12 protein-coding genes and 1 tRNA gene are annotated in these 14,351 nt (G+C 58.6%); 12 read left to right on the top strand and 1 reads right to left on the bottom strand.

The features are described 5' to 3' along the window. The 11 genes from tuf to WAW39_RS19335 all read left to right on the top strand — a co-directional run. Positions 1–1,106 (top strand): elongation factor Tu (gene tuf / locus WAW39_RS19385; RefSeq protein ID WP_422320812.1); only part of this gene is annotated, 1,106 nt, incomplete at its 5' end. A 152-nt stretch (positions 1,107–1,258) separates the two neighbouring features. Then, positions 1,259–1,334 (top strand) — tRNA-Trp (locus WAW39_RS19380). A 44-nt stretch (positions 1,335–1,378) separates the two neighbouring features. Continuing rightward, complete coding sequence (locus WAW39_RS19375) at positions 1,379–1,597, top strand: preprotein translocase subunit SecE (protein ID WP_397384804.1); 219 nt, start codon at positions 1,379–1,381, stop codon at positions 1,595–1,597. Positions 1,598–1,639: 42 nt separating this feature from the next. Beyond that, positions 1,640–2,209: a transcription termination/antitermination protein NusG gene (gene nusG / locus WAW39_RS19370; RefSeq protein WP_422320811.1), complete on the top strand. Its 570-nt coding sequence runs from the start codon at positions 1,640–1,642 to the stop codon at positions 2,207–2,209. A gap of 53 nt (positions 2,210–2,262) precedes the next feature. Beyond that, complete coding sequence (gene rplK / locus WAW39_RS19365; protein WP_422320810.1) at positions 2,263–2,688, top strand: 50S ribosomal protein L11; 426 nt, start codon at positions 2,263–2,265, stop codon at positions 2,686–2,688. 54 nt (positions 2,689–2,742) lie between these two features. Further along, entirely contained in the window at positions 2,743–3,441 is a 699-nt protein-coding gene (gene rplA, locus WAW39_RS19360; protein WP_395734234.1) for a 50S ribosomal protein L1, read from the top strand. A gap of 19 nt (positions 3,442–3,460) precedes the next feature. Beyond that, a complete protein-coding gene (gene rplJ / locus WAW39_RS19355) occupies positions 3,461–4,030 on the top strand; it encodes a 50S ribosomal protein L10 (RefSeq protein WP_422320809.1) in 570 nt (189 codons plus the stop codon). A 129-nt stretch (positions 4,031–4,159) separates the two neighbouring features. Beyond that, positions 4,160–4,537, top strand: a complete 378-nt coding sequence (rplL, locus tag WAW39_RS19350) for a 50S ribosomal protein L7/L12 (protein WP_422320808.1) — start codon at positions 4,160–4,162, stop codon at positions 4,535–4,537. Positions 4,538–4,917: 380 nt separating this feature from the next. Then, entirely contained in the window at positions 4,918–8,778 is a 3,861-nt protein-coding gene (rpoB, locus tag WAW39_RS19345; RefSeq protein ID WP_422320807.1) for a DNA-directed RNA polymerase subunit beta, read from the top strand. A gap of 54 nt (positions 8,779–8,832) precedes the next feature. Continuing rightward, positions 8,833–12,972 (top strand): DNA-directed RNA polymerase subunit beta', encoded by a 4,140-nt coding sequence (rpoC, locus tag WAW39_RS19340; protein ID WP_422320806.1) that lies wholly within the window; start codon positions 8,833–8,835, stop codon positions 12,970–12,972. A gap of 143 nt (positions 12,973–13,115) precedes the next feature. Next, positions 13,116–13,826 (top strand): alpha/beta hydrolase, encoded by a 711-nt coding sequence (locus WAW39_RS19335; protein ID WP_422320805.1) that lies wholly within the window; start codon positions 13,116–13,118, stop codon positions 13,824–13,826. Between the two features lies 1 nt (position 13,827). Here the strand turns inward: WAW39_RS19335 and WAW39_RS19330 are convergent, their stop codons facing one another. Continuing rightward, positions 13,828–14,040: a hypothetical protein gene (locus WAW39_RS19330; protein ID WP_422320804.1), complete on the bottom strand. Its 213-nt coding sequence runs from the start codon at positions 14,038–14,040 to the stop codon at positions 13,828–13,830. A gap of 152 nt (positions 14,041–14,192) precedes the next feature. Here WAW39_RS19330 and WAW39_RS19325 point away from each other — a divergent pair. After that, positions 14,193–14,351 (top strand): transposase (locus WAW39_RS19325; RefSeq protein WP_422320813.1); only part of this gene is annotated, 159 nt, incomplete at its 3' end.

Genomic DNA, 14,351 nt, shown 5'->3' with positions numbered 1-14,351 from the left:
CCCTGACCGCCGCCATCACGACCGTCCTTTCCAAGAAAGGCTTCGCCCAGGCACGTGCATACGACCAGATCGACGCAGCTCCTGAAGAAAAGGAACGCGGTATCACGATCAACACCGCCCACGTGGAGTATGAGACCGACAAGCGTCACTATGCTCACGTCGACTGCCCAGGACACGCTGACTATGTGAAGAACATGATCACCGGCGCCGCTCAGATGGACGGTGGTATCCTCGTCGTTTCCGCCGCTGACGGCCCGATGCCCCAGACCCGTGAGCACATCCTGCTCGCCCGTCAGGTCGGCGTTCCTGCCCTCGTGGTGTTCATGAACAAGGTGGACATGGTGGACGATCCAGAACTCCTCGACCTCGTCGAGATGGAAGTTCGCGACCTCCTTTCCAAGTACGACTTCCCAGGTGACGACATTCCGATCGTCAAGGGTTCCGCTCTCAAGGCTCTCGAAGGCGATCCTGAGCATGAAGCCAACATCCTCAAGCTCATGGAAGCTGTGGACAGCTACATCCCGCTGCCAGAGCGTCCGATCGACAAGGACTTCCTCATGCCAGTTGAAGACGTGTTCGCGATCGAAGGTCGTGGTACCGTCTGCACCGGCCGTGTCGAGCGTGGCATCATCAAGAAGATGTCCGAAGTCGAAATCATCGGCATCCGTCCGACCGTCAAGACCACCGTCACCGACATCGAAATGTTCCGCAAGCTGCTCGACGAAGGTCGTGCAGGCGACAACGTCGGCCTTCTGCTTCGCGGCACGAAGAAGACCGACATCGAGCGCGGTCAGGTCATCGCCAAGCCAGGCTCCGTCACTCCTCACAAGAAGTTCACCGCTGAGGTGTACGTTCTTTCCAAGGACGAAGGCGGCCGTCACACCCCCTTCTTCAACAACTACCGCCCGCAGTTCTACTTCCGCACCACGGACGTGACCGGCAGCGTGAAGCTTCCAGAAGGCGTGGAAATGGTGATGCCTGGTGACAACGTCTCGATCGAAGTCGAGCTGATCACCCCGATCGCCATGGAAAAGACCATCCGTTTCGCTATCCGTGAAGGTGGCAAAACCGTGGGTGCTGGCCGCGTTGCCAACATCCTTGACTAGTCCGCTTTAGTTCGTTTGTCTCGAATCCCGCCGGGTCTGGCGCACAGACCCGGCGGTGATTTCGTCTCCCAGCCGGGAGCGGAACGAGGCGCCGGACTTGCAAATTTGATTCCATCCGTTATCCATTCCGGGAAGTCTTTCTTCGCTAACACAGGTCAGTAGCTCAATTGGTAGAGTAGCGGTCTCCAAAACCGTTGGTTGTGGGTTCGAGTCCCTCCTGGCCTGCCAGCGAAAATTCCCCGGAAACATCCGCAGAAAACGAAACGCTTCACATGAGTCGCATCCGCAAATACATCGGCGAAGTCATCCTTGAACTCAAGAAGGCCACATGGCCCTGGGATCCTAAAGAAAAGGGCTTTGCCAAATATCGCGAACTGATTGAATCCACAGTGGTGGTCTTCATCGCGATGATCCTCCTCGGAGCTTTCGTTGCAGCGTTTGACATCAGTTTCAAGTGGGCCTTTGAGGCCGCGCAGAAGCTGGGTGCCTAATTCTCCGTTTTTCCCCACCCACCCCTTTTTCCAAATTCTCTTATGGGAGCTATCCCCGCACCTCGCGACCAGTGGTTTGTCATCCACGTCCGCTCCGGCCTTGAACAGAAGGTCCGTGACAGCATGCTCCGCCGCATTGAGAAAGAGGAGATGGGTGATTACGTCTTCCAGGTTCTCGTGCCGATGGAGCGCGTGGCCGAAGTCAAGAAAGGCAAGCGTTCCGAAAGCAACCGCAAGTTCTTCCCCGGCTACGTCATCGCCAACTGCCATCTTCTCGATGAGCACAACCGCCTGATCGAAAAGACCTGGTACTTCGTCAAGGAAACCGACGGTGTCCTGAACTTTGCCGGCACCAAGGATCATCCGATCTCGATGCGCGCCAAGGAAGTCGAGGCCATGCTCGCCCAGGTCGGCGACAAAGCCGACGGCGCCGTGCCAAAAATCGCCTTCAATCTCGGTGACACCGTTCGTGTGGCCGACGGTCCCTTCGAAAGCCAGAACGGCATCGTCGAGGAAATCGATCCGGAACGCGGCGTGCTGCGCGTGTCCGTCAATATTTTCGGGCGCTCCACACCGGTCGATCTCGAATACTGGCAGGTCGAGAAGGCATAAGCCGACCCGCCGCCCCCTGAATCTCAACTCAAGCAAGCAAGGAACACAAAGACATGGCCAAGGAAATCATCAAACTCATCAAGCTCCAGATCAAAGCTGGTGCCGCCAACCCCGCACCGCCCATCGGCCCTGCTCTCGGTCAGGCCGGTGTGAACATCATGGCCTTCTGCAAGGAGTTCAACGCCGCCACTTCCAAGCTCGGCGGAGACGTCCTTCCAACCGTGATCACGGTTTACAAGGACAAGAGCTTCACCTTCATCACCAAGCAGCCTCCTGCTTCCAACCTCCTGAAGAAGATCGCGAACATCGCCAGCGGCTCCAAGGAAGCGAACAAGATCAAGGTCGCCAAAATCACCAAGGCCCAGCTTCTTGAAGCCACCAAGCTCAAGATCGCCGACCTCAACACTTCCGATCTCACCATGGCGTCCCGCATCATGGCGGGTACCGCTCGCCAGATGGGCATCGAAATCATCGACTAATCACTTCAACCGAAGCAGGAGAACGTCACAGTTCGCCACCACTGCACACCTACCATGCAAAAGAGAAGCAAACGTTACAAGAAAGCAGCCGAGATGGTTCCGGCAGGCAAGGCATTCACGCTTGAAGAAGCGGCCGAGCTCCTGCGCAAACTCCCTGGCACCAAGTTCAACCAGACCGTCACCCTGTCGTTCCGCATGGGTGTGGATCCGAAGAAGAGCGACCAGATGGTTCGTGGCACCTGCCCGCTGCCTCACGGCTCCGGCAAGACTGTGCGCGTCGCCGTCTTCGCCCAGGGCGCCGCTGCTGAAGCCGCCAAGGCCGCCGGTGCTGACATCGTCGGCAACGAAGACCTCATCGCCAAGGTGAAGGAAGGCTTCACCGACTTCGACGTCGCCATCGCCACTCCGGCTGCGATGAATGAAGTTCGCAAACTCGGCAAGCAGCTCGGACCTCGTGGCTTGATGCCCAACCCACGTACCGGCACCGTGACTGAAGACACCGCCGCCGCCGTCAAGGCCGTCAAAGCAGGCCGTGCTGACTTCAAGCTCGACAAGAACGGCAACATCGCCTCCTCCGTCGGCAAGGCTTCCTTCGAAGTGGCCCAGCTTGCTGAAAACGCCACCTCCCTCATCGAAGCCGTGGTGCGCGCCAAGCCCGCCTCCGCCCGTGGCCGCTACGTCGAAACCATCACCCTCGCCGCCACCATGTCGCCTGCTCTCCGCATCGACGTGTCGAAGTACGTCAAACTCTAATTTATAGAAGCACTGTATCATGAAAGAACTCAAAACATTGCTCATTGATGACCTTCTGAAGCGGGTCAATGCCTCCCCATTCCTGTTCGTCGTCGATTACACCGGCCTGAAGGTCGCGAAATTCGCCGAACTGCGCAAGCGCCTCAGCGTCGTCGGGTCGGAGATTCACGTCTTCAAAAACAACCTGGTGAAGAAGGCTGCTGAAAAAGCCGGCTATCCTGGTGATCTGAGTGCCCACCTCACCGGCCAGAGCGCCTTCGTGACGGGTGCCAAGGACGTCTTCGGCGCTGCCAAAATCCTCAAGAATTTCCAGGCCGAGTTTGAAAAGCCGGTGATGAAAGTTGGCGTCCTTGACGGCAACCTTCTGGACACCGCAGCCATCAAAGTCCTTGCTGATCTGCCTTCCCGTGAAGTGCTGCTCGCCCAGCTCCTCGGTGTGCTCCAGGCTCCGGCTTCCGCCCTCGCCCGCGTGCTCCAGGCGAAGGTCGACAAAGAAGGCGCTCCTGCTGAGGAAGCCGCTCCAGCCGCTGCCGCTGAAGAAGCCGCGCCTGCTGCTGAAGCCGCCGCACCTGCTGAACAACCCGCGTAAACCCCATTTGATTAGATGGCCCGTCACACGGCCTGAATACCCCAACACCCAATGGTTCCTCGCCGGAGCAAAAGCTTTTGCTCTTAATTTATCCGCAGCTGCGGACTGCGGCGACACCGACAAAATACTATGGCTGACCTGAATAAAATCGTTGAAGAACTGAGCACGCTTACCGTCCTGGAAGTTGCCGAACTTGTGAAATCCCTTGAAACGAAGTGGGGCGTTAGCGCCGCTGCTCCTGTCGCCGCCGCCGGCGCTGGTGGTGCTGCTCCTGCAGCCGCTGTCGAAGAAAAGACCGAGTTCGACGTCATCCTGACCGAAGCTGGCACCAACAAGATTGGCGTCATCAAAGAAGTCCGCGGCGTTGTTCCTGGCCTTGGCCTTGCAGAAGCGAAGAAGCTTGTCGAAAGCGCTCCGCAGACCCTCAAGGAAGGCTGCAAAAAGGAAGAAGCCGAAGAGATCAAGAAGAAATTGGAAGCCGCTGGCGCCAAGATCACGATCAAGTAGTCTCACGTTCCTGCTCTTTTCCGCGTGGCGTCTGCCATCATCCGCAGCGCCGCGCGGTCAGGAGCCTTTTCAAGTTAGAGTCAGTCTCAATCCTCTGTTCGTTTCGTTCCATCGCATGCCCGCAACCGCCCGTGATCCCCGCTTGAACCTCCGCAGCCAGTGCTACGGTTCCGGGACACCACGCGAAGTGCCGCCTGCTTCCGACAATTTTTTTGGCCTGAATTCGGGTTCACACCTGGATTCCGGCTGCTTCGTTTTCGCGACAATCGCAAGTAATGCCGGGCTGGCCGCCTGACATTGCTCTTTTGTTGCTTCGCGGAACTCCCCTTCCGCATCCCGTGCCACCGCCCATCGCCCCCTAACCGCCTCATCACTGCCTTATGTCCCAGCGCACCAACTTTGGCAAAATCCACGAAGTCGCCGAGCCCCCAAATCTCATCGAGATCCAGCTCCGCTCATACGAGGAATTTCTCCAGAAAAACATCCTGCCCTCGAAGCGCAAAGACCTCGGCCTCCAGGCCGTGTTCCGGGAGGTCTTCCCGATCACCAGCTATGATGAGAAGATGACGCTCGATTTCGTCATGTACGAAATCGGCGAGCCCAAGCTCAGCTCCCTCGAAGCCATTCATGAGGCCGAGACCTTCAGCGCCCCGCTGTACGTGACCTATGAGCTCAAGGACGAGCAGGGTGCGAAGCAGGAACGCGTGTACATGGGTGAAATCCCCCTCATGACGGTGCGCGGCACCTTCGTCATCAACGGTGCAGAGCGCGTGGTCGTCTCCCAGCTCCATCGTTCCCCCGGTATCTGCTTTGAAACCAGCCAGCATCTCAATGGCCGCTGGCTCCACGGCTTCCGCATCATCCCTGACCGCGGCACCTGGCTGGAAGTGCAGTTCGACACGAACGACCTCCTCTACGTCTATCTCGACCGCCGCCGCCGTCGTCGCAAGTTCCTGGCCACCACGCTCCTGCGCGTGATCGGCTTCCCGGGCGATGAGGACATCCTCAAGCTCTTCTACGAAATCCAGGACCTCAAGCTCAAGGACAGCCTCTCCGAAGAAGAAGTCGCCACCAAGATCCTCTTCAAGGACATCCTGGACGGCGAACTCATCGTGGCCCGTGCCTACGAGCCGCTGACCTCCGGCGTCATCCGCCAGCTCATCCAGCTTGGCCACAAGTCCGTCAAGGTCGTCACCGCCTCCCCGGACGATCTCCTCATCACCTCCCTGCGCAAAGACACCGCCAAGGATGAAGATGAAGCCCTCAAGGAAATCTACCGCCGTCTGCGTCCGGGCGATCCGCCCACCACGCCGAATGCACGCGCCCTCGTGAAGCGTCTGTTCTTCGATCCGAAGCGTTATGACCTCACCCGTGTCGGCCGTTACAAGATCAATCAGAAGCTCTCGCTGAAGATCGACACCGAAACCCGCATCCTCACCGCTGAGGACGTGATCTCCGCGCTGCGCTACCTCTTCCACTTGCGTGAAGGTCAGGGCATTCTGGATGATATTGACCATCTCGGCAGCCGCCGTGTGCGTGCCGTGGGTGAACTCCTCGCCAACCAGTGCCGCGTGGGCCTTTCCCGCACCGAGCGTCTGGTGAAAGAGCGCATGACCCTGTTCGACGTGAACATGGACACCATGACTCCCGCCAAGCTCGTCAATCCGAAGGCGCTCTCCGCCGTCGTGCGTGACTTCTTCGGCCGCAGCCAGCTCAGCCAGTTCATGGACCAGATCAATCCTCTGGCCGAACTGACCCACAAGCGCCGTCTCTCCGCACTCGGGCCTGGCGGTCTGAATCGTGACCGCGCCGGCTTCGAAGTTCGTGACGTTCATCCTTCTCACTATGGCCGTATCTGCCCGATTGAGACTCCTGAAGGTCCGAACATCGGTCTGATCAACTCCCTCGGCAGCTATGCCCGCATCAACGAATTCGGCTTCATCGAAACGCCGTATCGTCCGGTGAAGGACAGCGTCGTGGCCGAGAAGATCGAGTATCTCACCGCTGACCAGGAAGAGAAGCACTACATCGCCCAGTCGAACAATCCGATCGACGAAAAAGGCAACTTCAAAGGCAGCAAGATCACTGTCCGTTATCGCGGCGAGTTCATCGAAGTCGAGCCTTCGCTCGTCACCCTCATGGACGTGTCGCCAAAGCAGCTCGTCTCCGTGGCTGCCGCGCTCATCCCGTTCCTTGAGCACGATGACGCCAACCGCGCGCTGATGGGTTCCAACATGCAGCGCCAGGGCGTGCCTCTCCTTGAAGGTGAGTCCCCGCTCGTCGGCACCGGCATGGAAGGCAAGGCCGCCCGTGACTCACGCTCCGTGATCGTCGCAGACGCCAACGGCACCGTCGCCGCTGCGACGGCTGACGTGATCATCGTCACCAAGGACGGCAACCTGCCCGTCAAGGACGACAAGTTCCTCGAAAACCCGATCAAGTCCTGCGTGACCGACGAAGACAAGGGCACCCACGTGTACCCTCTCCGCAAGTTCGGCCGCTCCAACGCCGGCACCTGCATCAACCAGAAGCCTCTGGTGAAGCGCGGTCAGAAGATCAAGAAGGGCGATGTCATCGCCGACGGTCCTTGCACCGACCAGGGTGAGCTTGCCATCGGCAAGAACATGCTCGTCGCGTTCATGCCTTGGAACGGTTACAACTTCGAAGATGCCATCACCATCAGCCGCCGCGTGGTCAAGGAGGACATCTACACCTCCATTCACATCGAAGACTTTGAAGTCATCGCACGTGACACCAAGCTCGGGCCGGAAGAAATCACGCGTGACATCCCGAACGTCGGTGACGAAGCGCTGAAGAACCTCGACGCCCAGGGCGTCGTGCGCATCGGTGCTGAAGTGAAGCCTGGCGACATCCTTGTGGGCAAGATCACTCCGAAGTCCGAAACCGAACTCGCCCCTGAAGAGCGCCTCCTGCGCGCCATCTTCGGTGAGAAGGCCGCTGACGTGAAGGACACCTCCCTGCGCGTGCCTTCCGGCTGCACCGGCATCATCATGGATGTCCGCATCGCCCAGCGCGGCATGGGTGCTGACTCTGAGAAGGAGAAGCTCTCCCCGTCCGAGTACAAGAAGCACATCAAGCAGATCGAAGAAGACTATCGTGCGAAGAAGGAAGACCTCACCGAGCAGCTCACCGAGCGTCTCTCTGACATCCTTCTCAACGAGAAGATCCCTCTCGACATCGTGAACGGTCAGACCGGCGAGCCCCTCGTCGGCGCGAACAAGAAGATCACCAAGACGATGCTTCGTCACGTGGCCGAAAGCTACGACACCATCGAAATCGACCCGAGCCCGATCCGTAACAAGATCTTCGACATCATCCAGACCTTCGAACAGAAGTTCTCCGATGCCGACATGGAACGTGAGCGCAACCTCGACAAAATCGAGTCCAGCGAAGACACCGCCGACAGCGGCGTGGTCAAGCAGGTGCGCGTCTTCCTCGCCAGCAAGCGCAAGCTTTCGGTGGGTGACAAGATGGCCGGCCGTCACGGAAACAAAGGTATCGTCGCCAACATCGTTCCTGAAGAAGACATGCCGTTCCTCGAAAACGGAACGCCTGTTGACATCGTGCTGAACCCCCTCGGCGTGCCATCACGCATGAACGTGGGTCAGGTGCTTGAAACCCACCTTGGCCTCGCCGCCAAGGCTCTGGGCATGAAGATCGCCACACCAGTGTTCGATGGTATCCCTGAAACCAAGATCATGGAATACATCAAGGAAGCCAAGAAGGTTCCTGGGTATGAATGGATGGGACTCAACGGCAAGTCGAAGCTCTTCGACGGCCGCACAGGTGACGCCTTCAGCCTCGATGTCGTCGTCGGCTACATCTACATGCTGAAGCTGAACCACCTTGTCGCCGACAAGATCCACGCACGTGCGGTCGGACCTTACTCGCTCGTCACGCAGCAGCCTCTGGGTGGTAAAGCCCAATACGGCGGCCAGCGCTTCGGGGAAATGGAAGTGTGGGCCCTTGAAGCCTACGGTGCCGCATTCACGCTGCAGGAACTCCTCACCGTCAAGTCTGACGATGTTCAGGGCCGCACGCGCATCTATGAGCAGATCGTCAAAGGCGACCACGCTCTTGAAGCCGGCACGCCTGAGTCCTTCAACGTGCTCATCAAGGAAATGCAGTCCCTCGGTCTTGACGTCAAGGTGCACAAGCGCGCCAACGCCAATGCAGATGTGGAAGCCCTTGAAAACTTTGCCTCCTCGGCGGGTGCCTAACCCTCCTTCCCCCAGAAACCCAGCGCAAAAACCTGCCACCCATCTCCACACATCATGAATGCTGACGCGAGCTTGAAAGAAATCTTCGGGGAACCCCAACACGGCGAGGAGTTCGACTATGTGTCGATCTGCATCGCCTCTGCGGACCGCACCCGCTCCTGGTCCTCCGGTGAAGTTAAGAATCCAGAAACCATCAACTACCGTACGTTCAAGCCAGAAAAGGGCGGCCTTTTCTGCGAACGTATCTTCGGACCCACCCGTGACTGGGAGTGCGCCTGCGGCAAGTACAAGCGCATCAAGCACAAGGGTGTCGTTTGCGATCGCTGCGGCGTCGAAGTGACCCTCTCCCGCGTTCGTCGCGAGCGCATGGGCCACATCGAACTCGCCGTGCCGGTGACGCACATCTGGTTCTACAAGTGCATGCCTTCCCGCATCGGCCTCATGCTCGACATGACCGCCCGTTCGCTGGAGCGCGTGATCTACTATGAAGACTACATGGTCATCGATCCAGGCAGCACCCCGCTTCAGCGCGGTCAGCTCCTGACCGAAGTCGACCTTCGTGAAGCCGAAGAGCAGTACGGTGCAGACGCCTTCCGCGTCGGCATGGGTGCTCAGGCCATCCGTGACATCTTCGCCCAGCTCAACCTGGCCGAAGTGACCAAGGAACTCGAAGAGGCGATGACCAAGACGCGCTCCAAGCAGATCCGCAAGAAGCTCGCCAAGCGCCTCAAGCTCTGCCAGGGCTTCGCCGAAAGCCACAGCCGTCCTGAGTGGATGATCCTGGAAGTGCTTCCAGTCATCCCGCCGGACCTTCGTCCTCTCGTCCCCCTCGAAGGCGGCCGCTTTGCCACCTCCGACTTGAACGACCTCTATCGTCGCGTCATCAACCGCAACAACCGTCTCAAGAACCTCCTCCAGCTTCGCACGCCGGATGTCATCATCCGCAACGAAAAGCGCATGCTGCAGGAAGCTGTGGACGCCTTGTTCGACAACGGCCGCCATGGCCGTCCGGTGACCGGCGCAGGCAATCGCCCGCTGAAGTCCATGTCCGACATGCTCAAGGGCAAGTCCGGCCGCTTCCGTCAGAACCTTCTCGGCAAGCGCGTCGATTACTCCGGCCGTTCCGTCATCGTTATCGGACCTGACCTTCTGCTGCACCAATGCGGTCTGCCGAAGAAGATGGCCCTCGTGCTGTTCGAACCCTTCATCATCCGCCGTCTCAAGGAGATGGGCCTGGTGCACACCGTGCGCTCCGCTAAGAAGATGATCGAACGCCGCACGCCTGAAGTGTGGGATATTCTGGACGAAGTGACCAAGGGTCACCCCGTTCTCCTCAACCGTGCTCCGACCCTCCATCGTCTTTCGATCCAGGCTTTCGAGCCGAAGCTCATCGAAGGTGAGGCCATTCGCGTGCATCCCCTCGTTTGTACGGCCTACAACGCCGACTTCGACGGTGACCAGATGGCCGTTCACGTCCCGCTTTCCATCGAAGCTCAGATGGAAGCCCGCCTGCTCATGCTTGCGCCGAACAACCTGTTCAGCCCTGCCAGCGGCAAACCGGTGATGAATCCCTCCCAGGACATTCCTCTGGGTTGCTACTTCCTTACCTACCTGCGTGAGTTCCCGAACCAGGACGCCAAGGCTAAGAAGGGTGATGTGGAAGGTCGCGTGCCGATCTTCAATGACGCCCCTGAAGTTGAATTCGCCATTTCCGAAGGCGGCTTGACGGTGAACGACAAGATTCGTTTCCGCAATCCTGACTGGAATCTGCCGAAGCGTCCTTATGGCGATCCTACCAAGGCTGTCATCGAGACAACCGCAGGTCGTGTTCTCTTCAACGAAACCTGGCCTGAAGGCCTCGGCTTCATCAACACCACCGTCGGCAAGAAGCAGATCTCCGACATCATCTGGCGTTGCTTCCAGACCGTGGGCCAGAAGGAAACCGTCCACGCTCTTGACCGTCTCAAGCAGCTCGGCTTCCGCGAAGCGACCCGTTCCGGTTGTTCCATCGGTATCACCGACATGGTCATCCCGACCGCCAAGGCCGCTGGTCTTGAAAACGCCTACAAGCAGATCGAAGAAATCGAGAAGCAGTATCGCCGTGGTATTATCACCAACGGTGAGCGCTATCAGAAGATCATCGACATCTGGACGCAGGTGGGTGAAATCGTCGCCGACGAACTCTTCCGCACCCTGGAATACAACGAGGGCAAGAAGCACCACAACCCGCTCTACGTCATGGTGAACTCGGGCGCCCGAGGCAACCGTACGCAGATCAAGCAGCTTGCCGGCATGCGCGGTCTGATGGCCAAGCCTTCCGGTGAAATTATCGAACGTCCGATCACCTCGAACTTCCGTGAAGGTCTGAGCGTGCTCGAATACTTCATCTCCACTCACGGTGCTCGTAAAGGCCTTGCCGATACCGCTCTGAAGACGGCTGACTCAGGGTACATGACCCGTAAGCTCGTCGACGTGTCCCAAGACGTCATCGTCACTGAGGAAGACTGCGGCACCGTCAACGGCATCACGCTCTCCTCCATCTATCAGGGTGACGAAGAAATCGTTGATCTCAAGACCCGCGTCTATGGCCGTGTCTCCTGCGAAACGATCCATGATCCTGTGGACAAGAGCATCGTCATCAAGGCCGGTCAGCTCGCTTCCGAAAAAGAAGCCGCTCACCTCGCGAAGATCGGCGTCGAGAAGCTCAAGATCCGCTCCGTGCTCACTTGCGAAAGCAAGCGCGGCTGCTGCTCGAAGTGCTACGGCCTCCACCTCGCCACGCATCGCATGGCGAAGATCGGCGAAGCCGTCGGCATCGTCGCCGCACAGTCCATCGGCGAACCCGGAACGCAGCTCACCATGCGTACCTTCCACGTGGGTGGTGCTGCCACGGCCTCCTTCAAGCAGCCCTTCATCAACGTCAAAAACGCTGGTACCGTCAAATACACCGACATGCGTGCGGTTACCACGATCGAAGGCACCTGGATCGCCCTCACCAAGAACGGCATCCTCTCCATCCACGACGACGACGGTCGCGAACTCGAAAGCCACAAGCTGGTCACGGGTGCCGTTATCTCCGTCGAAGACGGTGGCAAGGTCAAGAAGGGCCAGCAGGTCGTCACCTGGGATCCGTATAACGTGCCGATTATCACCGAGAAGGCTGGTAAGCTGGAGTTCCGCGACATGATCTCCGGCATCACGATCACCAAGGAAAAGAACGAGTCCACCGGCAACGAAGAAACCGTCGTCATCGAGCACAAGGAAGACCTCCATCCGCAGGTCGTCGTGGTGAATCCGAAGACGCACGAAGTTCTCGCCAGCTACACCATTCCAGCGGGCGCTCACTTGAGCGTGAAGAACAACGAGAAGGTCGAGGCTGGTACCACCATCGCCAAGACGCCTCGTAAGGCCTCCAAGACGAAGGACATCACCGGTGGTCTTCCACGTGTGGCCGAGCTCTTCGAAGCCCGTAAGCCGAAGGATGCCTGCGAAATCGCCCGTATCGACGGTGTGGTTGAAATCGGCGGTCTGGTCCGTGGCAAGCGCCGCGTGATCGTCACCGACAACAAGACCGGCCAGCAGGAAGAACATCTCATCCCCCGCAGCAAGCACATCTTGCTGTTCAACGGCGACCACGTCAGCAAAGGCGACCAGATCACCGACGGTCCAGTCGTTCCGCATGACCTCCTCGAAATTCTTGGCCCACAGGCTCTCCGCGAGCACTTGGTCAACGAAGTTCAGGAAGTGTACCGCGCCCAGGGTGTGGAAATCAATGACAAGCACGTTGAGATCATCATCCGTCAGATGCTGCGCAAGGTGAAGGTCACCGACACCGGCGACACCGAGTTCCTCTGGGGCGACCAGATCGACCGCGGCGAGTTCGAGAAGGAAAACAACCGTGTATCCGAAGAAGGCGGCAAGCCTGCAGAGGCAGAGCCCGTCCTCCTCGGCATCACCAAGGCTTCCATCGAAACCGAATCCTTCATCTCGGCAGCTTCCTTCCAGGACACCACCCGTGTGCTCACCGAAGCCGCCACCCTTGCCAAGTCCGACTTCCTGCGCGGCTTCAAGGAAAACGTCATCATGGGTCACCTCATCCCGGCCGGCACTGGCTTCATCAGCAACCGCAACTTCGAACTCCACGAAACCGAGCGCCCTGCGCTGCCTGCCATCGTGGACGAAGACGCGGCCTAAGCCCGCCCGTCCGTTCAAACCTCACCCGCCTCCCTCGGTGCAAGCCGTCGGAGGCGGTTTTGCGTACCGGGGGCGTGGTGGCCGTGGTTGCACCTTAAGTGGCGCATCGCTATAGCTTGCGATCACCTGCGCCGCCTTTCCCCATGAAACACCTCCTCGCCACGGTCCTTGTCTTTCTCCTAGAGACAGTCTCAGAGGCGGCCAAGCCGAAGCCATTCATGTTCGTGCCCAAGGAGGCCGCCGAGCCCATACCAGTGGCCGTGTGGCTGCAGGGTTATCGTGGATATTCACCTCTGGGCCCCATGCCCGGCGAGACGACGGAAGCCATGCAGAAACTGGCCGATACACTCGGCGCGGTGATCCTCGGCTTTCCCGCCACCACAGACCTGGGAGATGACACGCAGCAGTGGTCCGAAGAGCCGGTGGCAGACCACGCCTACATTCAGGACAGGCTGAAAACGCTCACGACGGGGCTGAAAGTGGATCTGACCCGGGTCGGATTGTTCGGCTTCTCCCAAGGCGCGATGGTGGCTGCGGATCTTGCCACTCTCTATCCAGACTCCTATCGCGGAGCCATTTTAATGTCGCCCGGAGGCATGGGCGGGCCGAAGGCGGCGGAGCAGAGACTGCCGATCCACGCCACGCAGGTTTATTTCTGCTTTTGTGGCGCTGAGGAGCATGAAGGCAACGTCGGCCTCACCAAGGCATATGCGCAACATTTGGAGAAGGTTCTGGGTGCCCACGTCACTCTAAAGCTCTACGAAGGCGTCTCCAAGCACACCCGGCCCCCGGATTTCATGACGCAGTTCACCACCTGGATGGGAGCGATTCTGAAGCCGGGGGAGAAGGGCTGATTCAGAATTCATCATGGAGGCGCGCGACATCCGCACTGGTGATGGGTTTCGCGCCCTGAACCAGCGGGAATCGAATGCTTTGGTTCTGCTCACCTTGGACGGTGTTCGATTTCACCAAAGCCAGCGCATCGCGCAGGAGACGTTCAAGCCGCGAGGCCGTGACAGCGTCAAGTTGCTGCATGGTTTGTTCGATTTCTAAAGCGAGCGAACTCATGGCTGAAGACTATAATATTTTAAATAATTACATAGTCTTCGTGGTGCATAACATCGCATGGACATTGAGCGAATCCCCTCTCCCCACCGATGATATGCAATGCTCAGTGAGGTGCGCTAAAATTCTGGACCACCAAATAAGGGACAAGCACCATGAAGACCGTGAAGAGAGAACGTTATAACAGTGATTTCAAAGACCGGGCGGTGGCCATGGTCAGCCTGGGCAGGGCCGTGCCTGAAGTGGCCAAGGAACTGGGCATTGGCCAGAGCATCCTTTACCGCTGGACGCAGTCTCAGCGTCAGAGCCAGAAC

This window comes from Prosthecobacter sp., assembly GCF_049294395.1.
Classification (GTDB): domain Bacteria; phylum Verrucomicrobiota; class Verrucomicrobiia; order Verrucomicrobiales; family Verrucomicrobiaceae; genus Prosthecobacter.
Note: the sequence above shows the minus strand (reverse complement) of the source record. Positions and strands in the feature narration are given on the sequence as shown.